A 23,984-nucleotide genomic window follows, 5' to 3' on the forward strand; every position below is an offset into this window, starting at 1 on the left:
GGGCCGGGGCCGGCGGACCGCTCAGGCGGTCTGCGCGGCCGGATCGGCGAGCGGCTCCAGCCCGGCCGCTACGGTCACCTCGGCCACTGCGGTCACTGCGGTCACGTCGGCCACTGCGGTCACCTCGGCCCCTACGGTCACCTCTGCCAACGCGGGCACGGCAGTCACAGCCGTAGCCGCCGCCGCGGCAGTAACGGCGACCGCGGCCGGGGCGGGCGCCTCGCAGGCCCCGTCCGTGTCCCTCGCGCCTGCGCCTGCGCCCGCGCTCTGCGCCGCGCTCCCGCCCGCTGCCTTCCCGGCGGGCTGCCCGTCGCCCAGGTTCCGCATCAGCAGCCAGTAACCGACTCCCGCGGCCGTGCCCAGGAGCGCCGTGGTCCCCCACAACCATCCGGCGCCGAAGCGGTCGATGACCCCGCCCGCGAGCAGCGGTGCGACCAGCGAGGCCACCGCCCACGACAGCGTGTACATGCCCTGGTAGCGGCCGCGTCCGTGCAGCGGGGAGAGCCGCGCGACCAGGCCCATCTGGGTCGGCGAGTTGATGATCTCGGCCAGCGTCCAGACGCAGACGGTCAGCGTGAGGACCCCGAGCGAGCCGCCGAAGAACGTGAGCCCGAAGCCGTAGCCCGCCAGCAGCGCCGAGGCGACCAGCAGCTTCTGGGGGTCGCGGTGCTCGATGAAGCGGGTGACCGGGATCTGCAGCAGCACGATCAGGACGCCGTTCGCGGCGATGACCAGGCCGTAGTCACCGGTGGAGAAGCCCGCGGCGCCCATCGCGAGCGGCAGTCCGAAGGACCCCTGCATGAAGATCAGTGAGATCAGGAACGACAGCCCGACGACGCCCATGAAACGTCCGTCGCGCACCACCGTGCCCAGCCCGACCTCCGCCTCCGCGGCCACCGAGGCCGCGTCGCCCTTCGCGGGGCGGGACTCGGGCAGCTTGACGTACACGAGCACCGCGCAGACCAGCGTGAGGGCGGCCTCCCCGAGGAAGCCGGCCAGATAGCTGTACTCGGCGACGAAGCCGGCGACGGTCGCGGAGACGGCGAAGCCGAGGTTGATGGCCCAGTAGTTGAGCGCGAAGGCCCGGACCCGGTCCTCGGGACGGACGATGTCGGCCATCATCGCCTGCACGGCGGGCCGCGAGGCGTTGGAGGTCATGCCGACCAGCAGGGCCACGGCGGCGATCGCGGCCGGGTGCTCCATGAAGCCCAGCAGCGCCACCGAGAGGGCGGTCGAGGCCTGGGCCGCCATCAGGGTGGGCCGCCGCCCCAGCCGGTCGGTCATCACGCCCGCGACGAGGGAGGAGATCACGCCGCCCAGTCCGTGGAGGGCCACCACGAGTCCCGCGAAGGAGGCGGAGTAGCCCCGGTCCACGGTCAGGTACAGGGTCATGAAGGTGGCGACGAACGCCCCGAGCCGGTTCACCAGGGTGCTCGTCCACAGCCACCAGAACGCGCGCGGCAGACCCGACACGCTCTCCCGGGCGGCCCGTCTCAGACTGGCAACGGACATAAGGAATCCCCCCGGCGATGTAAGCGTCTCTCCTGCATCCCGCACATTACGAGGGGTCGCCTTGCCGACGCCACCCAATTGACGGCGGACGTCAATCGGCGGCCGTGGACACCGCGCGCGAGCGCCCCGGCCCGTCCATTAGGCTCGTACGCATGGCCGACGCACCGTACAAGCTGATCCTCCTCCGCCACGGCGAGAGCGAGTGGAACGCGAAGAACCTGTTCACCGGCTGGGTGGACGTCAATCTCAACGAGAAGGGCGAGAAGGAGGCGGTCCGCGGCGGTGAGCTGCTCAAGGACGCCGGCCTGCTCCCCGACGTCGTGCACACCTCGCTCCAGAAGCGCGCGATCCGCACCGCGCAGCTGGCGCTCGAGGCCGCCGACCGGCACTGGATCCCGGTCCACCGCTCCTGGCGCCTGAACGAGCGCCACTACGGCGCCCTCCAGGGCAAGGACAAGGCCCAGACCCTCGCCGAGTTCGGCGAGGAGCAGTTCATGCTGTGGCGCCGCTCGTACGACACCCCGCCGCCGGCCCTTGAGGACGGCACCGAGTTCTCGCAGTCCGGCGACCCGCGCTACGCGACGATCCCGCCGGAGCTGCGCCCCCGGACGGAGTGCCTCAAGGACGTCGTCGTCCGCATGCTGCCGTACTGGTACGACGGCATCGTCCCGGACCTGCTGACCGGCCGCACCGTCCTGGTTGCCGCGCACGGCAACTCCCTGCGCGCCCTGGTCAAGCACCTGGACGGCATCTCCGACGCCGACATCGCGGGCCTGAACATCCCGACCGGCATCCCGCTCGCCTACGAACTGGACGCCGACTTCAAGCCCCTCAAGCCGGGCGGCACCTACCTCGACCCGGCCGCGGCCGCGGCCGCCATCGAGGCCGTCAAGAACCAGGGCAAGAAGTAGCGGTACCCCTGCACGCGGCCGCCGCTGCGGCGGCCGCGGGTGGTGAAGGGCCCCGGCCGACTGGGTGTCGGGCGGGGCCCTTCCGGTGCGCTTGGCGGTGGGCGTCAGCCGCCGCACTGGCAGGGGGCGCCGGACTGGCAGCCGCAGCCGCAGCCCGAGCCGCAGCCGCAGGCCGCGAGCAGCGGGAGCCGCAGGGGTTGTGGCCGCGGCGGCTGCTCCTGCTCCGGTGTGACGGGGACGGGGGAATCGGGCATGGTTCCTCCTCGCAGGCGGCGTACGGGACTTCGCACGACGGACCGCCCTTCGCCTCATTCATGCCCAGCGGTACCGGCGCGTCAACGGCGCATCGGGGCTCGCGGAGCCGTACTCAGGCGCCGTCGACCTGGGTGGGGGGCTGGAGCTCGTCCGCGTGCTCACCCGTCACCAGGTAGACCACGCGCTTGGCCACCGACACCGCGTGGTCCGCGAAGCGCTCGTAATAGCGGCCCAGCAGGGTCACGTCCACGGCCGTCTCGATGCCGTGCTTCCAGCGGTCGTCCATCAGGTGCTGGAACAGCGTGCGGTGCAGCTGGTCCATCTCGTCGTCGTCCTGCTCCAGCTGGAGGGCGAGGTCGACGTCCTTGGTGATGATGACCTCGGCGGCCTTCGCCATCAGGCGCTGCGCCAGCTGTCCCATCTCCAGGATCGTGGCGTGCAGGTCCCGCGGCACCGCCGTGGCCGGGAAGCGCAGCCGGGCGAGCTTGGCGACGTGCTGGGCCAGGTCGCCGCTGCGCTCCAGGTCCGCGCTCATCCGCAGCGAGGTCACCACGATGCGCAGGTCGGTGGCGACCGGCTGCTGGCGGGCCAGCAGGGCGATGGCACGGGCCTCCAGGTCGTGCTGCAGGTCGTCGACCTTCTGGTCGGCGGCGATGACACTCTCGGCGAGCTTCAGGTCGGCGTCGAGCATGGACGTCGTGGCCCGCCCGATCGCGGAACCGACCAGCCGGGCCATCTCGACCAGACCCTCTCCGATCGAGTCCAGTTCCTCGTGGTACGCGTCACGCATGTTCGGTGTCCCTCTCTTGACCACTTGCCTTACCGCCCGTGGGCCGGGCCGGGGCGGCCTCGTGCCCCACGTTGACACGGTGGGCTCCGAACGCGTCCGACTCCGGCACCGCAAGTGAATCAACACCGTCTCCAGGGTGAACTCTGGGCGACGACTGTTCGAGGTGCCACCCGAACGGCTGTGGAAGTGTCGTTCTGCCTGCTTAACCTGGATGCATGGACGTGAACGCGGCGGTCGCCGCAGCTGCAGCGATTGCCGGTCTTTGCACCGGTGTCATCGCCATGCTGGCGTTCCGCTGGAGCGAGCGCGACCAGGCCCGCCCCACCCGGAGCTCCATGCGCCCCGACATCAATGCGGTGCTGCCGCCGGGGGTGGACACCGTGCTGTCGGTGCTCCGCTCCTCCGCCGTCGTACTGGACGAGGGCGACGCGGTGGTCAAGGCCAGCTCGGCCGCGTACGCCCTCGGGCTGGTCCGCGGCGGGAAGCTGGCCGTGGAGCCCATGCTGCACATGGCCCGCGACACCCGGCGCGACGGCGAGATACGACAGGTCGAGCTGGACCTGCCGCGGCGCGGCACCGGCCGCGGCGAGGCCCTGGCCGTCTCGGCGCGCGTCGCCCCGCTCGGCTCCCGCCTCGTGCTCCTCCTCGTCGAGGACCTCACCGAGGCCCGTCGCATCGAGGCCGTGCGCCGCGACTTCGTGGCCAACGTGTCGCACGAGCTGAAGACGCCGGTCGGCGCGATCTCCTTGCTGTCCGAGGCCGTCATGGACGCCGCCGACGACCCCGAGGCCGTCAGCCGCTTCGCCGGCCGCATGCAGATCGAGTCGACCCGGCTGATCAACCTCGTACAGGAGCTCATCGACCTCTCCCGCGTCCAGAACGACGACCCGCTGGAGGACGCCGAGCCGGTCCGCGTGGACACGCTGGTCGCGGAGGCCATCGACCGCTGCCGCCACACCGCCTCCTCCAAGCAGATCATCATGGCGGCGGGCGGTACTGCCGACCTGCGCGTCTGGGGCAACCGCGGACAGCTCGCGGCCGCCCTCGGCAACCTCGTCGAGAACGCCGTCAACTACAGTCCGGCCCGCACCCGCGTCGGCATCGCCGGGCGCAGGGTGGCGGCGCCCGGGGGAGACTTGATCGAGATAGCCGTGACCGACCAGGGCATCGGCATCCCGGAAAAGGACCGCGAGCGCATCTTCGAGCGCTTCTACCGCGTCGACCCGGCCCGCTCCCGTGCCACGGGCGGAACCGGCCTCGGCCTGGCGATCGTGAAGCACGTGGCGGCCTCGCACGGCGGGGAGGTCTCGGTGTGGAGCTCCGAGGGCCAGGGCTCCACCTTCACGCTGCGACTCCCCGAGGCCGCGGCGCACGCCACCACCGCGACCACCGCGACGGAACCGGCACCGGCACCGGCACCCTCGGCGTCACCCGACCGCACCTTGTCCCAAGCAGCACCAGCCGCAGCACCAGCCACAGCACCAGCACCAGCCATCCCTGCCCCGGAGGTCCTTCCGTGACCCGAGTGCTCGTCGTCGAGGATGAGGAATCCTTCAGCGACGCCCTGTCCTACATGCTCCGCAAGGAGGGCTTCGAGGTCGCGATCGCCGCGACCGGCCCCGACGGGCTCGACGAGTTCGAGCGCAACGGCGCCGACCTCGTTCTCCTCGACCTGATGCTCCCCGGCCTGCCCGGCACGGAGGTCTGCCGGCAGCTGCGCGGCCGCTCCAACGTCCCCGTGATCATGGTGACCGCCAAGGACAGCGAGATCGACAAGGTGGTCGGGCTGGAGATAGGAGCCGACGACTACGTCACCAAGCCCTTCTCCTCGCGGGAGCTGGTCGCCCGCATCCGCGCGGTCCTGCGCCGCCGCGGCGAGCCGGAGGAGGTCACCCCGGCGGCGCTGGAGGCGGGCCCCGTACGGATGGACGTCGACCGCCACGTGGTCACCGTCGCCGGCGGGAAGGTCGACCTCCCGCTGAAGGAGTTCGACCTGCTGGAGATGCTGCTGCGCAACGCGGGCCGGGTACTGACCCGGATGCAGCTGATCGACCGCGTCTGGGGCGCCGACTACGTCGGTGACACCAAGACCCTGGACGTCCACGTCAAGCGGCTGCGCGCCAAGATCGAACCGGACCCGGGCGCGCCGCGCTACCTGGTCACCGTGCGGGGCCTGGGCTACAAGTTCGAGCCGTAGGCCGGCTCCGCACACGGCAAGGGCCCCGGTCGCATCGGCGACCGGGGCCCTTCCCGTGTGCGGGCTGTGCGTGCGGCGTTGCGTACGCCGCCGCGTACCTCAGTGGCCGGCGCCGCCCGAGGCGGAACCGGACGGCGTGGCGGCCGGGCTGCCGGACGAGGCCCCGGCCGGGGTGCCCGGAGCCGCGCCCGAGGGGCTGCCGCTCGGCGAGCCGGACGGGGTACCGGACGGGGTGCCCGAGGGGCTGCCCGACGGGCTGGCGCCGGGGACCGCGGTGGGACCGAAGTTCGCGTACATGCCGGTGGCCGGGACCACGAAGGCGTCCAGCGCGACCTCGCCGGTCCGGCTCAGCTGGAAGACGACCTTCTGGACGTCGCCGTTCTCGGCGGCCTCGGAGCCCTCCTCGATCAGGGCGGAGGCGTTGCCCTTGCCGCCCAGCACCAGGGAGCCGCCCGGCGGGACGGTCACCTTGCCCGCGCCCTCGGCCGGCTTCAGCACGACCTTGCTGCCCTTGGCACCCGGGAGGGTGACGCCCTCCAGGGTCTGCGGGGCGGAGCCCTGGTTGAAGACCGTCGCCGAGACGGCGGCGGGGCCCTTCTTGTCCTTCGCGCCCTGGGTGATCACCAGTACGTTCTGGATCTTGACGTCGCCCTGGGTGACGGCGGCGTTGTCCGGCTTGATCTGAAGGGTCTCCGCGTGCTTGCCCGCACCGCATGCGGCCAGCGAGGCGATCGAGAACACGACGGCGGAGGCGGCGAGGGCGCCGCGTCGAAGGCTGCGGCTCACGGCGGCGGCAACTCCTTGGACGTACGGAAGGGGAGGGTGGGTGGTGGCTCCCCCCGGCTGCGACCGGGAAGTGCCCCCTCGAAGCGGTTGAGGTGAAGCCGCTCTAAGGGTGTGTCAGCGCGCTTAGGTTACCGAGCCGTGGCCCTGGCCCCGCACCCGACCCTCCGCAGCGCGGCGGCCGCCCCGCGCGAGGTGTCCCGGCCGTCCCGCCGCCGTCCCGCGGCCACCTCGCGATCTTGCATTCGGCCACGGGCACCGCATATCCCGCCCCGGCCCCGGATGATCAATTGCACGATTCCCTCGAACGCGGCTTCGTGATCAATTGCGGATTGGGCCGGAACCGTGCCGTGGGGGCGGCCGCCAGTCGAACGGAGTAGTTCGGTTTCTCGGCTGCGAAACGCGCAAAACGGGACGTACGTCACACTGATGCGGGTGCTGGGCGGGTGTAGCGTGGCCCTTTCGCCCGGTCCGTACAGCGCCCCCGACCTGCGAATACCCTCTTCCCGAGGCCCTGCGCAGCACGTTCGTGTTGTTGTTGTCAAGCCCCGAGATGTGCCCTGACCTGCGAAAACGCCATTCATAACAGTCGGTTCTCGTGTTACCCTGGATAGCCACGGAAGGGGTACCTGTCACATGACGTTCAAGGTTGGCGACACCGTGGTCTATCCCCATCACGGGGCCGCGCTGATCGAGGCCATTGAGACTCGTCAGATCAAAGGCGTGGACAAGACCTACTTGGTGCTCAAGGTCGCCCAGGGCGACCTGACGGTTCGTGTGCCTGCGGACAATGCGGAGTTCGTCGGTGTTCGCGACGTAGTCGGCCAGGACGGGCTGGACCGGGTCTTCGAGGTGCTTCGCGCACCGTATGCAGAAGAGCCGACGAACTGGTCCCGGCGCTACAAGGCAAATCTGGAGAAGCTCGCTTCTGGCGATGTCATCAAGGTCGCCGAAGTCGTGCGTGACCTGTGGCGTCGTGAGCGTGAGCGCGGGCTTTCCGCGGGTGAGAAGCGCATGCTCGCGAAGGCGCGTCAGATTCTGGTGAGCGAACTCGCGCTCGCCGAGAACACGAACGAGGACAAGGCCGAGGCCCTCCTCGACGAGGTTCTCGCGTCCTGACGCGAGTTCCCGTGCACTGAAGTTCATCAAAACAGTGGGTTGCACAGTTGTGCCGCGGTGCCCGATGACAGGGCCTCTCCTCAACGGGGGGCCTGTTGCCGGGCGCTGCGGCATGTCTGCATCCACGACCCGCTGAGCCCACCGCCTCACTGGCGGGCCGGGTCCGGGCAGCCTGCTCGACCGGTCGTTCCACGGAAGGGGCGAGGGCGTCGCACCCGGCACGCTTCAGGCCATACCCATGTCGGCCGAAGTCACAAACCTGGCTCGGAGCTACTGATGTCTGACGAAACGCGCCCCCACCGCACCGCCGCGGTGATCCCGGCCGCCGGCCGCGGGGTACGCCTCGGCCCCGGTGCCCCCAAGGCCCTGCGGGCCCTCGGCGGCATCCCCATGCTCATCCACGCCGTCCGCGCCATGGCCCGCTCCCGGGCGGTCTCCCTCGTGGTCGTCGTCGCGCCCTGTGACGGGGCCGCCGAGGTGCGCCTGCTCCTGAACGAGCACGCGCTGCCCGACCGCACCGAGGTCCTGGTCGTTCCCGGCGGGGAGACCCGCCAGGAGTCCGTGCGGGCCGGCCTCGCCGCGCTCCCGCGGGACGTCACCTCCGTCCTCATCCACGACGCGGCCCGGCCGCTGGTCCCCGTCGACACCGTGGACGCCGTCATCGACGCCGTCCGCGACGGAGCGCCCGCGGTGGTGCCCGCGCTGCCGCTGGCCGACACCGTCAAGGAGGTCGAGCCCGGCGGCCCCGGCGAGCCCGAGCCGGTCGTCGCGACCCCGGAGCGGGCCAGGCTGCGCGCCGTCCAGACCCCGCAGGGCTTCGACCTCGCCACCCTCGTGCGCGCGCACGAGGAGATCGCCGTCGCCGGCGAGGGCGCCACCGACGACGCCGGGATGGTGGAGCGCCTGGGCGTCACCGTCGTGGTGGTCCCCGGACACGAAGAGGCCTTCAAGGTCACCCGTCCCCTCCACCTGGTCCTCGCCGAGGCCGTACTCGCCCGCAGGAGGGCCACCGATGCCTACTAGCCCCGCCGACCCGGCGCGCCCCGCTGACGCGACCGCCGCCGCGCCGTTGATCCCGCTCGTCGGCATCGGCACCGACGTGCACGCCTTCGAGGCCGGCCGTGAGCTGTGGTGCGCCGGCCTGCTGTGGGAGGGCGAGGACGGACTCGCCGGGCACTCCGACGGCGACGTCGCCGCGCACGCCGCCTGCGACGCCTTGTTCTCCGCCGCGGGCGTGGGCGACCTCGGGGCGCACTTCGGCACCTCCCGCCCCGAGTGGTCCGGCGCCGCGGGCGTCACCCTGCTGGCGGAGGCCGCCCGCATCGTCCGCGCCGAGGGCTTCGAGATCGGCAACATCGCCGTCCAGGTGATCGGCGTCCGCCCGAAGATCGGCAAACGGCGCGAAGAGGCGCAGAAGGTGCTCGCCGCCGCGGCGGGCGCCCCCGTCTCCGTCTCCGGCACCACCACCGACGGACTGGGCCTCACCGGCCGCGCCGAGGGTCTCGCCGCCCTCGCCACCGCCCTCGTGTACCGGACGAACCGGGTCTGATCGAGACGTACGCCCGCACCGCCGGCCGCACTCTTCGGCAACAAAGACGCCCCGCGTCCCCAAAGGGTCGCGGGGCACTGCTACAGGCGCACTACCCTGGATGCCGTGACTATTCGCCTGTACGACACCAGCGCCCGGCAGATCCGTGACTTCACCCCGCTCACAGCGGGCTGTGTCTCGATCTACCTCTGCGGCGCCACCGTGCAGGCCGCCCCGCACATCGGGCACATCCGCTCGGGCCTCAACTTCGACATGATGCGCCGCTGGTTCGCCTACCGGGGCTACGAGGTCACCTTCATCCGCAACGTCACGGACATCGACGACAAGATCATCGCGAAGTCCGCCGAGCAGCGCCGCCCCTGGTGGTCCATCGGCTACGAGAACGAGCGCGCCTTCAATGACGGCTACGGCGCCCTCGGCTGCCTCCCGCCCACCTACGAGCCGCGCGCGACCGGACACGTCACCGAGATGGTCGAGATGATGCGCGGCCTCATCGAGCGCGGCCACGCCTACGAGTCGGAGGGGAACGTCTACTTCGACGTGAAGTCCTTCCCCGGCTACCTCTCGCTCTCCCGCCAGGAGCTCGACAACATCCGCCAGCCGGAGAGCACCGGCGAGACGGGCAAGCGCGACCCGCGCGACTTCGCCATGTGGAAGTCCGTCAAGCCCGGCGAGCCCTCCTGGGAGACGCCGTGGGGCCGCGGCCGCCCGGGCTGGCACCTGGAGTGCTCGGCCATGGCGCACAAGTACCTCGGCGAGGCCTTCGACATCCACGGCGGCGGCCTGGACCTGATCTTCCCGCACCACGAGAACGAGATCGCCCAGGCCAAGGCCTTCGGCGACGGGTTCGCGAACTACTGGGTCCACAACGCCTGGGTCACCATGTCCGGCGAGAAGATGTCCAAGTCCCTCGGGAACTCCGTCCTCGTCTCCGAGATGGTCAAGCAGTGGCGCCCGATCGTCCTGCGCTACTACCTCGGCACCCCGCACTACCGGTCGATGATCGAGTACAGCGAGGAGGCCCTGCGCGAGGCCGAGTCCGCCTTCGCCCGCATCGAGGGCTTCTACCAGCGCGTCATCGAGAAGGCCGGCGGCGCCGTCGAGCCCGCCGCCGAGGTCCCGCCCGCCTTCGCCGAGGCCATGGACGACGACCTCGGGGTCCCGCAGGCGCTCGCCATCGTCCACACCACCGTCCGCCAGGGCAACAGCGCCCTCGCCGCGGACGACAAGGACGCGGCCATCGCCCGTCTCTGCGAGGTGCGGGCCATGCTCGGCGTCCTCGGCCTGGACCCGCTCGACCCGCAGTGGGCGGGCGAGGCGGACCGGGGCGAGGACCTCCACGGCGCCGTCGACACGCTCGTCCGCCTCGTCCTGGAACAGCGCGAGTCCGCCCGCGCCCGCAAGGACTGGGCCACCGCCGACGCCATCCGCGACCAGCTCCAGCAGTCGGGCCTGGTCATCGAGGACGGTCCGACGGGCCCCCGCTGGACGCTCGGCCCCCGCTGAGCCCGGGCAGCCCGGTCGTTGTGCCGCCCGGCGTTCCGGGCGGCACACTCTTCATACGTACACACCGCAGCACCAACGAAAACAGGTAGAAGTCATGGCCGGGAACAGCCAGCGCAGGAACCGCCGCACGTCCAACAAGAAGGGCGCGACGGTCGGCAGCGGTGGCCAGCGGCGCAAGGGTCTGGAAGGCAGGGGCCCCACGCCCAAGGCCGAGGACCGCAAGAAGCACAAGGCGAACCGCATCAGCAACGCCATGGCCCGGCAGGCCGCCAAGCGCCGCCCGGCCCCGCGCCGTGGCGGTCCCAAGGGCGCCAGCGAGATGGTCGTCGGCCGCAACCCGGTCTTCGAGGCGCTGCGCGACGGGGTCCCGGCCACCACGCTGTACGTGCAGCAGTTCATCGACAACGACGAGCGCGTCCGCGAGGCCCTCCAGCTCGCGGCGCAGCGCGGCAACATCAACCTGATGGAAGCCCCGCGCCCCGAGCTCGACCGCATGACGAACGGGCTCAACCACCAGGGCCTGGTCCTCCAGGTCCCGCCGTACGAGTACGCGCACCCCGAGGACCTCACCGCCGCCGCCTACGACGACGGCGACGACCCGCTCATCGTCGCCCTCGACGGCGTCACCGACCCGCGCAACCTCGGCGCGATCGTCCGCTCCGTCTCCGCCTTCGGCGGTCACGGCGTGGTCATCCCCGAGCGCCGCGCCGCCGGCATGACCGCCGGCGCCTGGAAGACCTCGGCCGGCACCGCGGCCCGCACCCCGGTCTCCCGCGTCACCAACCTGACCCGCGCCCTGCAGGACTACAAGAAGGCCGGCATCACCATCGTCGGTCTCGCCGCCGAGGGCGAGCACACCGTCAACGACCTGGAGGTGCTCGCCGGCCCGGTCGTCATCGTCGTCGGCTCCGAGGGCAAGGGCCTGGGCCGTCTCGTCGGCGAGAACTGCGACTACCTCGTCCGCATCCCGATGCCGGGCGGGGCCGAGTCCCTCAACGCCGGTGTCGCCGCGGGCGTCGTGCTCTACGAGGCGGCGCGCCGCCGCGCCGACCGCGGCCGCGTCTGACCTGCTCCGGCAGGCGGATCCGCTTGATCCACTTGGCTCATGGAAAGTGACCCGTGAGCGTGTCACCCCGCCCCTCGTGGGCGGGGTGGCTTGATCTTGACGGGCCTCGGACAGATCCCTGACGTCAAGGCAGTGTCCTAACCACTGATCACTCGGTTAGATGAGTGTGGACACCAGAACGTCAGGGTTCGACGACCAGCCCGCGCTGAGCATGGTCAAGGTGCCGTGCGACCCCGCACAGGTCATCGTCAACCACGCCAGCTTCCGCGTGCGGCTCGCACCGAGCCCGAGCGCGCGTTCCAAGCCCGCGAACGCCCCCGGCCGCGCGCCCGTCCTCGGCGGCGCCGTGGTCGCAGCCGCGGGCGCCACCCGCCGCAGAGCACCCGTGGTCTGGAGCGGCAAAGCCGCCCCCGGCGACGACGCCGCTGCCATGGGCGGACTGCTCCAGGCCGTGCGGGAGGCCGGCCGCGGCTACGCCGACTACGAAGGCGGCGCCACCCAGGTCATCCCGCGCCTCGACCTGGCCCACGACCTCGCCGAAGGGACCCTGGCCAAGCCGACCGTCATCGGTCAGCGCAGCTACGGGGACCCCGACGAGACGCGCCCCCTGACCCCGGTGCGGGACCTGCCCTACGGGCCCGGCCCCGGCGCCCACCCCGGCACGGGTCCTGGCGGCGGCACCGGAGCGGACTCCCGGCGGGCGGGCCCCGACGCCCGCGGCCAGGCCTCCTACTACCCCGGCCGCCGGATGAACCTGGGCGTCGTGCTGCTCCCGCTGCGCGTCTTCCTCGGCTTCATCTCCATCTACGCCGGCATGGGCAAGCTGTGCGACCCCGTCTACTTCGACGGCGGCGAACGCGGCTCCATGGTCACCTGGCTGCACACCCTCCACCCGTGGGCCCTCGCCGAACCGCTGCGGGACTTCGCGCTCGCGCACCCGGTCGGCGCCGGCCTCAGCGTGGCCTTCCTCCAGGTCATCGTCGGCGTGCTCACCGTCTTCGGCCTGTGGCAGCGGTTCGCCGCCTGCTTCGGAGCCCTGCTCTCCGCCGCACTGCTGATGACGGTGAGCTGGCGGACCGTCCCCGCCTACGACGCGCCCGACATCATCTACCTCGCCGCCTGGAGCCCGCTGATCATCGCGGGCGCCCCCGTTTACTCCCTCGACGGACGCCTCGCCGGCGAGGCGTGGCGCACCCTCGGGCCCCGCTCCGAGGTCTGGCGGCTGCGCCGGCGCGTCCTGCGCCGCGGGGCCGTCATGGCCACCGTCGTCTGCGGGCTCACCCTGCTCATCGGCTCGCTCCTCGGCGGCGCCGTCCGCTCCAGCACCGTGGTCACCGTCCCCGGGCCGGGACAGGACCCCAGCAACTACCTGCCGGGCCGCCCGCTCCCGAAGGCGCCGGCCAGGCAGCAGCCCACGCAGCAGCCCGCCAAGACCGTCCAGCCCACCGCCACCGCCACCGCCTCCGAATCGCCCGCCAAGTCCGGCAAGAGCGCCCCTCCCGGCCCCGCCCGGGAGACCGCCGAGGCCGGCTCCCAGCCGCCCGCCGCGACGAAGGGCGCCACCGGCAGGACGCTGACCCCGCGCAGCACTCCCCGTCAGTCCGCCCCGCAGAAGCCGCCGGTCTCGACGGGGACCAACACCGGCGGCGGATCCAGCCCCTCCGGCGGCGCGAAGAAGCCCGGCCTGGTCGGGGGGCTCCTCGGCTGAACCGGCCGACCCACCCTGAGGACACCGGGGCCCGGCGCGCACGAGCGTGCCGGGCCCTTCCGCGCGTCCCGGGCGCGCGAAGCACCGTACGGGCGGGTGAGGAGCCTCAGGAGCCCGCCTGGGCCGCCAACTCCCGTGCGGCCTCGGTCAGGTCCTTCACGGTGTCGATCGCCCGCCAGTAGGACCCCTGGGGCAGCGGGAAGCCCGCGAGGCGGCGCGCACGCGCCAGGCGCGGGAAGGTGGTGCGTTCGTGATCGCCCAAGTCCGGAAGCAGCGCCGCGAATTCGGGACCGAAGACGTACACCCCGGCGTTCACCGGGTACGGCGAGGGCGGGGCCTCGATGAAGTCCAGTACCTGCCCGAAGTCGTTCGTCTCCACCACCCCCCACGGGATCCGCGGGCGGGCCAGGGCGAGCGTGGCGACCGCGCCGCGCTCCGCGTGGAACCCGGCCATCTCCCGCAGCGAGAAACGAGTCCAGATGTCCCCGTTGGTGGCGTACCAGGCCCGGTCCTGGTGGGGCAGGTGGCGTGCCGCGTACTTCAGGCCCCCGCCGCGCCCCAGCGGCTCCTCCTCCACCACCGTGGTCACCCGCAGCGGCAACTCCGCCCCCGCGAGCCACTCCTGGAGCACCCCGGCCAGGTGCCCGCACGACACGACGGCGTCCGTGACCCCCTCCGAGGCCAGCCACGCCAGCTGGTGCCCGATGATCGGCACTCCCGTCCCCGGGATCTCGACCATCGGCTTCGGCCGGTCGTCCGTGTACGGCCGCAGCCGCGATCCCTGACCGCCCGCCAGGACGACTGCCTGGGTGGGGGCGTCGGGGAACGCGGCCGCGGGGGAGACGGATCGGGGGGCGGGAGCGGAGGGGTCTGCGTCGGTCATGCCCGCCAGCGTAGGGACCGGCCGGGTCAGCCCATGGAGGCGACGCCGGACGCGTACGAGGTGTCGCACACGGGGCGCGCGAAGGACTGCGCCTTCGTCGGGCCGTACATGTCGACGGCCGCGCGCCCGAGCGCCCGCGCGATCCCCACGCAGTGCCGGCCCAGCGACGGGCGCCGGTCCACCTCTTGCTGGAGATGGGTGAGGACGTCACCCGGCTCCTCGCCCTGCTGCAGCTCGCTCAGCAGCTTGTCGCGCAGCACGTCCTGGGCTGCGACGGGCTTCGCGGGGGCGGAGACGCCCTGGGCGGAGGCGGTCAGGACCTGGGAGGAGGACGTGTCCGCCCAGGGGACCATGGTGACCGCGAGGGTCCCGGACAGGACCAGGACGACGGGCAGGACCAGGGCGAGGGAACGGCCGATACGGCGGGCAGTGTGGGTCACGAAGGCGAGAGTAGCGCTCGGTGAAGATGTGGCGACATTCAGTCACTCTGTCGGGGGACGGTTCGACGTGGCTTTTCGAATCGGAGGTTGACGGGGTGGGGTCTATTGGCCCGGTCTGCCCGGGGTTTGCCGCGGCGTACGGCGAAGGGGCGCCCCCGCGGGGGCGCCCCTTCCTGTCCTGTGTGCCGTGTGTGCCGTGTGTGCCGTGTGCCGTGTGTGCCGTGTGGGCGGGACTAGCGGGAGAGTCGCGCCCCGGAGGACGTCGAGAACACGTGGATCTCGTCGGCCCGCGGCACCACGTGCAGGGTCGAACCCTTCTCCGGGACCTGCCGGCCGCCCACGCGGACCACGAGGTCCTGCGAGCCCTCGGCGGCGGAGGTGGAACCGTAGACGTAGCCGTCGGCGCCGAGCTCCTCGACGACGTTGACGACGATGCTCAGTCCGCCGCTCCCGGCGATGTCGAAGTGCTCGGGGCGCACGCCCACGGTGACGGTGCGGTCGCCCGCGTCGGCGGCGGCCGACAGTGCCTCGCGCGACACCGGGACGACGCTGTCGCCGAACTTCACGCCGCCGTCGGCGATCGGGACCTCGACGAGGTTCATGGCGGGGGAGCCGATGAAGCCGGCGACGAAGAGGTTCGCGGGGCGGTCGTACATGTTGCGCGGGGTGTCGACCTGCTGGAGCAGACCGTCCTTCAGGACGGCCACCCGGTCGCCCATCGTCATGGCCTCGACCTGGTCGTGGGTGACGTAGACGGTCGTGATGCCGAGGTCGCGCTGGAGCGCCGCGATCTGCGTGCGGGTGGACACGCGGAGCTTGGCGTCGAGGTTCGACAGCGGCTCGTCCATCAGGAACACCTGCGGCTTGCGCACGATCGCGCGGCCCATGGCGACGCGCTGGCGCTGGCCGCCCGAGAGCGCCTTGGGCTTGCGGTCCAGGTACTGGGTGAGGTCCAGCATCTTGGCCGCGTCCTCCACCTTCTTGCGGATGGTGGCCTTGTCCTCGCCCGCGATCTTGAGCGCGAAGCCCATGTTGTCGGCGACCGACATGTGCGGGTAGAGCGCGTAGTTCTGGAACACCATCGCGATGTCCCGGTCCTTGGGCGGCAGGTGCGTGACGTCGCGGTCGCCGATGCGGATGGCGCCGCCGTTGACGTCCTCCAGGCCGGCGAGCATGCGCAGCGAAGTCGACTTGCCGCAGCCGGAGGGGCCGACGAGGACGAGGAACTCGCCGTCCTCGATCTCCAGCTCCAGCTGGTCGACGGCGGGCTTGTCGCCGCCGGGGTACAGACGGGTCGCCTTGTCGAAGGTGACAGAAGCCATGGTGGTGAATCCCTTCTACCGGCAGGAACGTGCCGGACGATCCGAGTGGAAGGTCTAGTCCAGTAACCCGGACTCCGCCCGACGCTACCGGCCCGGACCGCTCCTGTCAGCACCCCCGGACGCGTGAATTGCGACCTGGTGGCAGAGCAACACACTTTTGACCGAGCCGCGCCCTCACGAGCGGCGGTTCCTGCTTCACCGTCCGCTGCCTCGGTGCGCGGACCTGGGGACCACGCGCCGAGGACTGACACAGACTCCACAGGCTTAAGACCGACGGCCCGTCGGCCTGTAACCGAACGAGGCTCATACCGCCGCGGCACCCTTCGCCGGTTTCGACGCCCGGATGACGGCGGGCGGCAGCCGCCCCGGGGGCAGGGCCATGGCCACCTCCCGGTACAGGCGCAGCCCCTCGTCCCGGAGGTTCACCGCGGCGTTCACGTCACGGTCATGGGTGACCGCGCATTCCGCACAGGTCCACGACCGGGTGGACAGCGGGAGGCGCTCACCCTTCGCGTGGCAGGCGGAACAACGCCGCGTCGAAGGGAAGAAGCGGTCGACGATCACCAGCGTGCGCCCGTACCAGGCGCACTTGTACCGGAGCATGCGCAGGAGCTCACCCCAGGCCGCATCGGCGATCGACTCGCTCAGCCTGGCCTTCCGGCGGCGGCCCACCCCGGACGCGGAGCGCATCAGGTGTGCGACAGCCAGGTCTTCCACCACGAGCACTTGGTTCTCGCGCACGAGGCGGGTGGTGAGCTGGTCGAGTCCGTCCCCGCGGACGTCGCTGATCAAGGCGTAGAGCCCGGCGATCTTCCCGCGGACCTTCCTCCGGTTGCACGATCCCTTCTGCTTGCGGTGCAGCTCCCGCTGGAGCCGCGCAAGCCTCTTCTCGTACTTCCGCAGCAAACGCGGATGCTGCACGGTGCTGCCGTCGTCCAGTGTCACGAGGGCCGCCAGGCCCAGGTCCAAGCCGGCCGCCTTGGGAGCGTCCGCGCCCGGGACGAGCGCGGCAGGCAGGGGCGCGATCCGTTCCTCCACCAGGACGTGAAGGAAGAAGCGGCCGGCTCGGTCGCGGGTGACCGTGAGCTTCACCGGGGTCAGCCCCGCGGGTATCGGCCGGGACCACCGCACGTCCAACGGGTCGCTCTGTTTCGCCAGTGCGATGGACCCCGTACCCGGCCGCTCGGGATCCTCGCGGTAGCGGAAGCCGGTACGGACGTACGTCGCCGCATCCCGCGACCTGCTCTTGCGCTTCGGCTTCGGGTACTTCGCCGTCCCTCGGAAGAAGCGGGTGAAGGCCGAGTCCAGGTGGCGCAGGGACTGCTGGAGGACGGTCGAGGACACGTCCCGGAGCCACGACGTCCCAGCGGCCCGGCGCCAGCCGGTCAGCGCGCGGGACGTTTCGGCGAAGCCGACCGAGACGTGGTGATCCCGCCAGGCGTTCGCCCTCAGAGCCAGCCCTTCGTTGTAGACCCACCGGCAGGCGCCGAACGTCTGGATCAATTGACGGGTCTGCGTCTCGGTCGGATAGAAGCGGTAACGGTAGACCCGCTGTTGCGTACCCGGCTCCGGGGCCCGACCGGTGAGCGCTCGCGGGGCGGCTCCCCGGTACTTCCGGGGCTCGGGGATGCCCAGGACCTCGCGTTTGACGCGTTCGGTCGCCGTGCTCACGACACGATCCCCTTGGTCTGCGGCACCGGCCACAGTCCCTCCCCGGTTTTACGTTCCGATAGTCGGATGTGCACCTCTGTACGGAGAACGAACAGGAGGGCGAGAGGTTACGTTCCTCGGAAAGCTCTTCGCGACCGAGCTCGGAGGCTGTGTAAAGTGAAGGCGATTCTGTGCTTCGCGCAGTGTCACCCGTGCCGCCTTAGCTCAGTTGGCAGAGCGGTTGCCTTGTAAGCTCCAGGTCATCGGTTCGATTCCGATAGGCGGCTCTACCCCAGGCCAGGCTCCTGCCGACCGAGGGGATGCATACACGGTCGAAGGCCCCGGACCCTTGTGGTCCGGGGCCTTCGACCGTGTTCCGGGGCGGTCAGCGGCCCGAGATGCGGTCGGCCAGGCGGGCCAGCGGGGCCGTCGTCGGGGCGTGCGTGGCGCTTTCGCGGCGGTCGGCCTCGCGGTAGGCGGCGTAGAGGGCCTGGACGCCGAGCCAGCGGAAGGGTTCCGGCTCCCAGCGGCGGACACGGTGGTTGACCCAGGGGAGGGTGGTCAGCCCGGTGGATTCACCGAGGACCAGATCGCGCAGGGTGCGGCCGGCCAGATTGGCGGTGGCGACCCCGGAGCCGACGTAGCCGCCGGCCCAGCCGAGGCCCGTGGTCGCGTCCAGGGTGACGGTGGCGCACCAGTCGCGCGGGACGCCGAGGACGCCCGACCAGGCGTGGGTGATCTCCGTGCCGGTCAGGACGGGGAAGAAGGAGTACAGGAGGTCGCGCAGGGAATCGACCGTGGCGTTCTGGGTGCGGCCGTCGTTGTCCGTGCGGGAGCCGAAGCGGTACGGGACGCCGCGGCCGCCGATCGCGATGCGGTCGTCCGCGGTGCGCTGGGCGTACATGTAGGCATGGGCCATGTCCCCCAGGAGCGCGGAGTGGGACCAGGACAGCTGCTTCCAGGTGGACTCCGGGATCGGGGCCGTGACGATCATCGAGGAGTTCATCGGGAGCCAGGAGCGTTTTTGGCCCTTGAGGGCGGCGGTGAAGCCCTCCGTGCAGCGCAGCACGTGCGGGGCGCGGACGGTGCCGTAGGGGGTGACGGCCCTGCGCGGAGCGATCTCGGTGACCGGCGTGGATTCGTGGATCACCACGCCCAGGCGCTCGCATGCGGCGGCCAGGCCCCTGGCCAGCTTCAGGGGATGGATGCGGGCGCCGTGGGGGCTCCAGGTGGAGCCGACGGCGTCGGCGATGTCGATGCGGGCGCGGGTGGCGGTGGCGTCGTGGAGCTCGCGGTCGGTTTCGCCGAAGGCGAGTTCGGCGGCGTGGAAGGCCCTCAGGCGGGTGAGCTGGGCGGGCGTGCGGGCGACTTCGAGGACGCCGCCGCGGTGGATGTCGGCGTCGATGCCTTCCGCGGCGGCCGTGTCGATGACCTCGGTGACGGTGTCGTTCATGGCGCGCTGGAGGCGGCGGGCGGCGTCGTGGCCGTGGAGGGAGGCGTAGCGGTCGCGGCCGGCGATGCCGTTGTAGAGCCAGCCGCCGTTGCGGCCGGAGGCCCCGTAGCCGCAGAACTTCTGCTCCAGGACGGTGACGCGCAGGTCGGGCGCGGACCGCTTGAGGTAGTACGCGGTCCACAGGCCGGTGTAGCCGCCGCCCACGATGACGACGTCGGCCGTGGCGTCGGCGGTGAGGGGCGCGCGGGGTGGGGTGGCGGGGGTGGTGCGGTCGGTCGCGTACCAGAAGGAAATGCCGCCGTTGATCGTCATGGGGGAGTTGGTACACCCCGTCTCGGAGGGGTGTCCAGGGACGGGGTGTCGTGCGGTGCGGGGTCTTTCCAGGCCTGATGGACGGTGTGGGCGGGGTGGGGTGAGGCGTAGTGGGGGCGCGGCCGGCCGGCGGCGTCCGGTGGTGGCCGGTGGTGGCCGGCTCGCGGGTCCGGTGGGACGACCGGCGCGGCTGTGGGGGCTCCCGGCCGGATCGGCAGGCCACGCCCGGCGGTCACTGACCGGCGGGCTCGCGAGGGGCCGGGGTGTCGGTGGGGTGGGCCACGATGGGGGCATGGCGCGCAAAGGGCAGCAGGAGACGGTGAAGGCGGCGCGGCGGCCGCAGGTGCGGTTGCCGGAGCTGGCGGTGTGGCCGGGGGGCGGCCTGGAGCCGGACGGGGACTACGACGGTGTGGAGTTCGCGGATCTGGATCTGGCCGGGGAGGAGGGCGTCGGGGCCCGCTTCCTGGACTGCGCGGTACGGCGGTGTGCGCTGGACGAGGCGGGGCTGGCGAAGGCGCGGTTCGTGGACTCGGTGCTGGAGGGGGTCCGGGGGGTGGGGACGGACCTGTCGGAGGCTTCGCTGCGGGACGTGGAGCTGGTGGACGCCCGGTTGGGCGGTGTGCAGTTGCACGGGGCCGTGCTGGAGCGCGTGGTGGTCCGGGGCGGCAAGATCGATTACCTGAACCTGCGGAAGGCACGGCTGCGGGACGTGGTCTTCGAGGGCTGCGTGCTGGTGGAGCCGGACTTCGGGGGCGCGGTGCTGGAGCGCGTGGAGTTCCGGGACTGTGCGCTGCGGGGAGTGGATTTCAGCGGGGCGCGGATGACGGACGTGGATCTGCGGGCCACGGGTGTGCTGGAGATCGCGCGGGGGGTGGATGCGCTGGCCGGGGCGGTGATCAGCCCGTCCCAGCTCTTCGACCTGGCCCCGGCACTGGCGGCGCAGGTGGGGGTACGGGTGGTGCCGTAGCCGTAGCCGTAGCCGTAGCCGTAGCCGTAGCCGGGCCCGGGCGCAGGTGCCGCCGGGCCTCGGCCGGTGCACGGGACCGGTGGCCTGATCCGAGAGCCGCCGCGCCGGGGCGGCGGCGCAGGCCGGTGGCCGGTGGCCGTTGCGCAGGCCGCGTCCGGTGGCCGGTGGCCGTTGCGCAGGCCGCGTCCGGTGGCCGTTGCGCAGGCCGCGTCCGGTGGCCGTTGCGCAGGCCGCGTCCGGTGGCCGTGGGGTCAGGCCGGGACGCGGGGGAAGCGGGACTGGAGGGTCCAGATGACGGGGTTGTCGGCCAGGTCCTCGTGCATGTCGACGAGGTCGGCGATGAGGTCGTGCAGGAAGTCGCGGGCCTCGCGGCGCAGCAGGCGGTGGCTGAAGGTCAGCGGATCCTCGTCGCCCGGCATCCAGTCGGCCTCCACGTCGACCCAGCCGAAGCGGCGCTCGAAGAGCATCCGGTCCGTGGATTCGGTGAAGTCGAGCTCGGCGTACTGGCGGTGGGCGGAGCGGCTGCCGCGGGGGTCCTGGTCGAGTTGCTCGACGATGTCGCACAGGGCCCAGGCGAAGTCGAGTACGGGCACCCATCCCCAGGCTGTGGACACTTCCCGGTCCGCGTGGGTGTCGGCGAGGTAGACGTCCCCGCAGAACAGGTCGTGGCGCAGGGTGTGGACGTCCGCCGAGCGGTAGTCGGTCTGCGGGGGGTCGGGGAAGCGCCGGGAGAGGGAGTAGCCGATGTCGAGCACGTACCCGATGGTGTCACGGTCCGGGGCGCCCCCTCACCCCGCCGGCCGAGCGGGTGGCCCGTGGCGCCGGGGGCGGTCAGGACGGCAGGAGGCGTTGTTCCTTGGCCACCGAGACGGCGCCGGCGCGGGTGTCGACGCCGAGCTTGTCGTAGATGCGGCTCAGGTGCGTCTTGACGGTGGCCTCGCTGATGAAGAGGGCGCGGGCGATGTCGCGGTTGCCCAGGCCGCGGGCCAGCTGCCCGAGGATGTCCAGCTCGCGGTCGGTGAGCGTGGGCCGGGCGCCGCGCATGTGCGCCATGACGCGGCTGGCCACCGGCGCGGAGAGCGTGGTGCGGCCCTGGGCGGCGGAGTGGATGGCGGCGAAGAGTTCCTCGGGGCGTTCCGCCTTGAGCAGGTAGCCGGTGGCGCCCGCGCCGATGGCGCGGGTGATGTCGGCGTCCGTGTCGTAGGTGGTCAGGACCAGGACGTGCGCAGGCGTGGGCAGGGCCGTGATGCGGCGGGTGGCCTCGACGCCGTCGATGCCCTCGCCGAGCTGGAGGTCCATGAGGACCACGTCGGGGCGGAGTTTCGCGGCCAGGGCGACCGCCTCCTCCCCGCTGCCGGCTTCGCCGAGGACTTCGATGTCGGGCTCGCTGTCGAGGAGGGCCAGCAGTCCGGCGCGGACCACCACGTGGTCGTCGCAGAGCAGGATCGTCGTCATCGGGTGGACTCCAGGGGGATGGCGGCGGAGAGCACGGTGCCTTCGCCCGGCGTGGATTCGATGGTGAGGGTGCCGCCGAGCTGGCGCACCCGGGCGCGCATGGCGGGCAGGCCGTGGCCGCGCTCGGAGGGGGTGGTGGCGCCGCCGCGGGGCTGGGTGAAGCCGTGGCCGTCATCGGCGACGTCCAGGACGACCTGGTCGCCGAGGAAGCTCAGGGTGAGGGCGGCGGTGCGGGCGCCGGAGTGCTCGCGGACGTTGGCCAGGGCCCCCTGGGCGATGCGCAGCAGGGCGGACTGGACGCGGTCGGGCAGCGGGGCCGGCGTGCCTTCGAGGTGGAAGCGGACCCGGACGCCCGGCCCGGCGTCCAGGGCGCGCAGGGCGTCGGCGAGGCCGGCGCCGTCGGCGAGTTCGGCCGGGGCCAGGTCGTGGACGAGGCGGCGGGCCTCGGCGAGGCCGCGGGCCGCGATGCCGGTGGCGGTGCGGACGTGGGCGCGCGCGGTGGCCGGCTCGGTGTCCCAGGTGCGGTCGGCGGCCTGGAGCAGCATCCGCTGGCTGGAGAGGTTCTGGGCGAGGGTGTCGTGGATCTCCATGGAGAGGCGCTGGCGCTCGGCGAGGGTGCCCTCGCGGCGTTCGGTGGCGGCCAGTTCCCGGCGGGTGCGGATGAGGTCGTCGATCAGGATGCGCTGGGCCTGGGCCTGGCGCTCCATGTGGACGAAGACGGCGGTGGCGAGGGCGGCCACGGCGGGCGGGGCGAGGAGGAGGTTGGGGTCGAAGGCGGGGGCGAGCTGGAGCTGGGCGATGACGACGAAGACGGTGAGGAGGGCGACGAGGACGATCGCGGCGCGCGGGGGGAGCGTGCGCAGGGCGGTGTAGAAGAGCGGGACGGCGCACCAGGCGAAGCTGGGGGCGAGGACGACGAGGACCACCCAGGTGGCGACCACCAGCCCGAGCCAGAGGAGGCGGCGGGGTGGCTGGTGTTCTGCGGGGCTGGGGGTGGCGCTGGGGCCGGGGGTGGGGGTGGGGGTGGTGCGGGGCGGGAGCGAGGGGGTCGGGGTCGGGGCCGGGGTCTGGGCCGGGGCCGGGGTCTGAGAGAGGGCGGGGGCGGGGGTGCGGGTGGCGCCGGCTGCGGGGCCGAGGACGTACAGCAGGGCGAGGGTGATGCTGAGGGCGATGATCCAGGGGGTGCGGGGGCCGTAGGGGTGGCGCAGGAGGAAGCGCGCCACCGAGGCGCCGAGGAGCAGGAAGAACGCCGTGTGCATGACGGCGGCCAGGGCGCGGGTGTCCGGGTCGGCCGGGGGGTGCAGCCGCGGGGGCGGTGCGGGGGTCACGGGGGCTCCTGGGGTGGGGGCGTGTCCCCATCGTGCCGGGTGCCGGGTGCCTGCGGCGCTCGGCGGGGGTAGGGGGTCGGCCTCTGCCGGGGCTGGCCGGGGCCGGTGGGGGTCGGTGGGGTGCCGTCGCAGGTGCGGCGCCGCTGCGGGGCTCCGCCCCGGGCCCCGCGCCTCAAACGCCGGCGGGGCTGGAAAATGGTCGCCGGTGCGGGTCGGGGGTGGTGCGGGTTACCGATCGGGGCTCCGCCCCGGGCCCCGCGCCTCACACGCCGGCGGGGCTTGATTCTCCGCCGGGGTCGGTGAGTGTCGGTGGGGCAGCCGGGAGCGTCGGCAGGGCCGGGTGGTTTCTGGCAGGAAGGCCGGGAACAGCCAATACGGGGGCTGGGGTGAGGCGCATCGGCCGATCGGATGACACGGGGGTCAGCCGGTGCGGTAGGGGGCGGGAGCCGGAACGGGGACGGGGTGGCGGGGCGTTCCGGGACAGGCTTGGAGCAGTGGAGGGCCGTCCCGGCCCGCCCGAGCGACAACCCGACCAGCCATCCCGCCCAAGCCGCCTGATCGGCAGTGGCCGAGCAGCTCGCTCGGCCACGCCGCCTGATGGGCAGCGTCCGACCAGCCATCCCGCCCAAGCCGCCTGATCGGCAGTGGCCGAGCAGCTCGCTCGGCCACGCCGCCTGATGGGCAGCGTCCGACCAACCCGGGCGGACGCAGCACCCGTTGGCTTCGGGCCGGTCTGGCGGTACGGGGGAGCGGACTGGCCGTTCGGCAGCTGTCGGGG

At 72.4% G+C, this 23,984-nt stretch carries 22 protein-coding genes and 1 tRNA gene; 11 read left to right on the plus strand and 12 right to left on the minus strand.

From position 1 onward, the window contains the following. Positions 1–21 precede the first annotated feature (21 nt). Complete coding sequence (locus tag AMK16_RS32280) at positions 22–1,512, minus strand: MDR family MFS transporter (RefSeq protein WP_073920894.1); 1,491 nt, start codon at positions 1,510–1,512, stop codon at positions 22–24. A gap of 152 nt (positions 1,513–1,664) precedes the next feature. Here AMK16_RS32280 and AMK16_RS32285 point away from each other — a divergent pair, with 152 nt between their 5' ends. After that, positions 1,665–2,423, plus strand: a complete 759-nt coding sequence (locus AMK16_RS32285) for a phosphoglyceromutase (protein WP_073920895.1) — start codon at positions 1,665–1,667, stop codon at positions 2,421–2,423. Between the two features lie 104 nt (positions 2,424–2,527). On the opposite strand, the gene AMK16_RS36820 is transcribed toward AMK16_RS32285, so the two are convergent. Next, a complete protein-coding gene (locus AMK16_RS36820) occupies positions 2,528–2,677 on the minus strand; it encodes a hypothetical protein (protein ID WP_199885674.1) in 150 nt (49 codons plus the stop codon). 113 nt (positions 2,678–2,790) lie between these two features. After that, positions 2,791–3,468 carry a phosphate signaling complex protein PhoU gene (gene phoU, locus AMK16_RS32290; protein ID WP_073920896.1) on the minus strand — a complete coding sequence of 226 codons (678 nt, stop codon included), beginning with the start codon at positions 3,466–3,468 and terminating at the stop codon, positions 2,791–2,793. 215 nt (positions 3,469–3,683) lie between these two features. Between phoU and AMK16_RS32295 the strand changes: the two genes are divergently transcribed. Together AMK16_RS32295 and AMK16_RS32300 are read left to right on the plus strand one after the other, a co-directional pair. After that, positions 3,684–4,988: a sensor histidine kinase gene (locus AMK16_RS32295; protein ID WP_073920897.1), complete on the plus strand. Its 1,305-nt coding sequence runs from the start codon at positions 3,684–3,686 to the stop codon at positions 4,986–4,988. Beyond that, complete coding sequence (locus AMK16_RS32300) at positions 4,985–5,665, plus strand: response regulator transcription factor (protein ID WP_030387286.1); 681 nt, start codon at positions 4,985–4,987, stop codon at positions 5,663–5,665. The genes AMK16_RS32295 and AMK16_RS32300 overlap by 4 nt, the downstream gene beginning before the upstream one ends. Before the next feature lie 99 nt (positions 5,666–5,764). Here the strand turns inward: AMK16_RS32300 and AMK16_RS32305 are convergent, their stop codons facing one another. Beyond that, positions 5,765–6,451, minus strand: coding sequence for a DUF461 domain-containing protein (locus AMK16_RS32305; RefSeq protein WP_073920898.1), 687 nt, complete (start codon positions 6,449–6,451; stop codon positions 5,765–5,767). Between the two features lie 633 nt (positions 6,452–7,084). On the opposite strand from AMK16_RS32305, the gene AMK16_RS32315 reads away from it, so the two are divergent. From AMK16_RS32315 to AMK16_RS32340, 6 genes are all read left to right on the plus strand, one after another. Then, a complete protein-coding gene (locus AMK16_RS32315; RefSeq protein WP_003953493.1) occupies positions 7,085–7,567 on the plus strand; it encodes a CarD family transcriptional regulator in 483 nt (160 codons plus the stop codon). A gap of 276 nt (positions 7,568–7,843) precedes the next feature. Further along, positions 7,844–8,590 carry a 2-C-methyl-D-erythritol 4-phosphate cytidylyltransferase gene (gene ispD, locus AMK16_RS32320; protein WP_073920899.1) on the plus strand — a complete coding sequence of 249 codons (747 nt, stop codon included), beginning with the start codon at positions 7,844–7,846 and terminating at the stop codon, positions 8,588–8,590. Continuing rightward, positions 8,580–9,116 carry a 2-C-methyl-D-erythritol 2,4-cyclodiphosphate synthase gene (ispF, locus tag AMK16_RS32325; protein ID WP_073920900.1) on the plus strand — a complete coding sequence of 179 codons (537 nt, stop codon included), beginning with the start codon at positions 8,580–8,582 and terminating at the stop codon, positions 9,114–9,116. Before ispD ends, ispF begins: the two co-directional genes overlap by 11 nt. Before the next feature lie 105 nt (positions 9,117–9,221). Next, positions 9,222–10,622 (plus strand): cysteine--tRNA ligase, encoded by a 1,401-nt coding sequence (gene cysS / locus AMK16_RS32330; protein WP_073920901.1) that lies wholly within the window; start codon positions 9,222–9,224, stop codon positions 10,620–10,622. Between the two features lie 94 nt (positions 10,623–10,716). Next, positions 10,717–11,688, plus strand: a complete 972-nt coding sequence (gene rlmB / locus AMK16_RS32335; RefSeq protein ID WP_073920902.1) for a 23S rRNA (guanosine(2251)-2'-O)-methyltransferase RlmB — start codon at positions 10,717–10,719, stop codon at positions 11,686–11,688. 160 nt (positions 11,689–11,848) lie between these two features. Continuing rightward, complete coding sequence (locus tag AMK16_RS32340; RefSeq protein ID WP_073920903.1) at positions 11,849–13,396, plus strand: DoxX family protein; 1,548 nt, start codon at positions 11,849–11,851, stop codon at positions 13,394–13,396. A gap of 106 nt (positions 13,397–13,502) precedes the next feature. On the opposite strand, the gene AMK16_RS32345 is transcribed toward AMK16_RS32340, so the two are convergent. The 4 genes from AMK16_RS32345 to AMK16_RS32360 form a co-directional block, all read right to left on the minus strand. Next, positions 13,503–14,279 carry a nucleotidyltransferase family protein gene (locus AMK16_RS32345; RefSeq protein WP_073920904.1) on the minus strand — a complete coding sequence of 259 codons (777 nt, stop codon included), beginning with the start codon at positions 14,277–14,279 and terminating at the stop codon, positions 13,503–13,505. Between the two features lie 26 nt (positions 14,280–14,305). Continuing rightward, on the minus strand, positions 14,306–14,719 hold the full coding sequence (locus AMK16_RS32350; protein ID WP_073920905.1) for a hypothetical protein: 414 nt from the start codon (positions 14,717–14,719) through the stop codon (positions 14,306–14,308). Between the two features lie 233 nt (positions 14,720–14,952). Next, positions 14,953–16,041, minus strand: coding sequence for an ABC transporter ATP-binding protein (locus tag AMK16_RS32355; RefSeq protein WP_073920906.1), 1,089 nt, complete (start codon positions 16,039–16,041; stop codon positions 14,953–14,955). A 303-nt stretch (positions 16,042–16,344) separates the two neighbouring features. Further along, positions 16,345–17,712 (minus strand): RNA-guided endonuclease InsQ/TnpB family protein, encoded by a 1,368-nt coding sequence (locus tag AMK16_RS32360; RefSeq protein WP_242439027.1) that lies wholly within the window; start codon positions 17,710–17,712, stop codon positions 16,345–16,347. A gap of 193 nt (positions 17,713–17,905) precedes the next feature. Between AMK16_RS32360 and AMK16_RS32365 the strand changes: the two genes are divergently transcribed. Continuing rightward, positions 17,906–17,978: transfer RNA gene (locus AMK16_RS32365), tRNA-Thr, on the plus strand. 98 nt (positions 17,979–18,076) lie between these two features. Here AMK16_RS32365 and AMK16_RS32370 read toward each other — a convergent pair. After that, positions 18,077–19,456, minus strand: a complete 1,380-nt coding sequence (locus AMK16_RS32370) for an NAD(P)/FAD-dependent oxidoreductase (protein ID WP_073920908.1) — start codon at positions 19,454–19,456, stop codon at positions 18,077–18,079. Positions 19,457–19,748: 292 nt separating this feature from the next. Between AMK16_RS32370 and AMK16_RS32375 the strand changes: the two genes are divergently transcribed. Continuing rightward, positions 19,749–20,423 (plus strand): pentapeptide repeat-containing protein, encoded by a 675-nt coding sequence (locus AMK16_RS32375; RefSeq protein WP_073920909.1) that lies wholly within the window; start codon positions 19,749–19,751, stop codon positions 20,421–20,423. A 251-nt stretch (positions 20,424–20,674) separates the two neighbouring features. Here AMK16_RS32375 and AMK16_RS32380 read toward each other — a convergent pair whose 3' ends face one another. From AMK16_RS32380 to AMK16_RS32390, 3 genes are all read right to left on the minus strand, one after another. Further along, the gene (locus AMK16_RS32380) at positions 20,675–21,178 is read right to left on the minus strand and encodes a hypothetical protein (RefSeq protein ID WP_073920910.1); all 504 of its coding nucleotides are present in this window, start codon (positions 21,176–21,178) and stop codon (positions 20,675–20,677) included. A 76-nt stretch (positions 21,179–21,254) separates the two neighbouring features. Beyond that, positions 21,255–21,878: a response regulator gene (locus tag AMK16_RS32385; RefSeq protein WP_073920911.1), complete on the minus strand. Its 624-nt coding sequence runs from the start codon at positions 21,876–21,878 to the stop codon at positions 21,255–21,257. Beyond that, positions 21,875–23,137 carry a sensor histidine kinase gene (locus AMK16_RS32390; protein WP_073920952.1) on the minus strand — a complete coding sequence of 421 codons (1,263 nt, stop codon included), beginning with the start codon at positions 23,135–23,137 and terminating at the stop codon, positions 21,875–21,877. Before AMK16_RS32390 ends, AMK16_RS32385 begins: the two co-directional genes overlap by 4 nt. Positions 23,138–23,984: the final 847 nt, after the last annotated feature.

It is taken from the genome of Streptomyces sp. CB00455 (assembly GCF_001905445.1).
In the GTDB taxonomy this organism is placed as follows: Bacteria; Actinomycetota; Actinomycetes; order Streptomycetales; family Streptomycetaceae; genus Streptomyces.

Bases quoted from the DNA above. Each gene is read 5' to 3' on its own strand.
- AMK16_RS32295 (WP_073920897.1), top strand. From the start codon at position 3,684: ATGGACGTGAACGCGGCGGTCGCCGCAGCTGCAGCGATTGCCGGTCTT.
- ispD (WP_073920899.1), top strand. From the start codon at position 7,844: ATGTCTGACGAAACGCGCCCCCACCGCACCGCCGCGGTGATCCCGGCC.
- AMK16_RS32370 (WP_073920908.1), bottom strand. From the start codon at position 19,456: ATGACGATCAACGGCGGCATTTCCTTCTGGTACGCGACCGACCGCACC.
- ispF (WP_073920900.1), top strand. From the start codon at position 8,580: ATGCCTACTAGCCCCGCCGACCCGGCGCGCCCCGCTGACGCGACCGCC.
- AMK16_RS32375 (WP_073920909.1), top strand. From the start codon at position 19,749: ATGGCGCGCAAAGGGCAGCAGGAGACGGTGAAGGCGGCGCGGCGGCCG.
- AMK16_RS32345 (WP_073920904.1), bottom strand. From the start codon at position 14,279: ATGACCGACGCAGACCCCTCCGCTCCCGCCCCCCGATCCGTCTCCCCC.
- AMK16_RS32385 (WP_073920911.1), bottom strand. From the start codon at position 21,878: ATGACGACGATCCTGCTCTGCGACGACCACGTGGTGGTCCGCGCCGGA.
- rlmB (WP_073920902.1), top strand. From the start codon at position 10,717: ATGGCCGGGAACAGCCAGCGCAGGAACCGCCGCACGTCCAACAAGAAG.
- AMK16_RS32315 (WP_003953493.1), top strand. From the start codon at position 7,085: ATGACGTTCAAGGTTGGCGACACCGTGGTCTATCCCCATCACGGGGCC.
- AMK16_RS32280 (WP_073920894.1), bottom strand. From the start codon at position 1,512: ATGTCCGTTGCCAGTCTGAGACGGGCCGCCCGGGAGAGCGTGTCGGGT.
- AMK16_RS32340 (WP_073920903.1), top strand. From the start codon at position 11,849: ATGAGTGTGGACACCAGAACGTCAGGGTTCGACGACCAGCCCGCGCTG.
- phoU (WP_073920896.1), bottom strand. From the start codon at position 3,468: ATGCGTGACGCGTACCACGAGGAACTGGACTCGATCGGAGAGGGTCTG.
- AMK16_RS32390 (WP_073920952.1), bottom strand. From the start codon at position 23,137: ATGCACACGGCGTTCTTCCTGCTCCTCGGCGCCTCGGTGGCGCGCTTC.
- AMK16_RS36820 (WP_199885674.1), bottom strand. From the start codon at position 2,677: ATGCCCGATTCCCCCGTCCCCGTCACACCGGAGCAGGAGCAGCCGCCG.
- AMK16_RS32285 (WP_073920895.1), top strand. From the start codon at position 1,665: ATGGCCGACGCACCGTACAAGCTGATCCTCCTCCGCCACGGCGAGAGC.
- AMK16_RS32355 (WP_073920906.1), bottom strand. From the start codon at position 16,041: ATGGCTTCTGTCACCTTCGACAAGGCGACCCGTCTGTACCCCGGCGGC.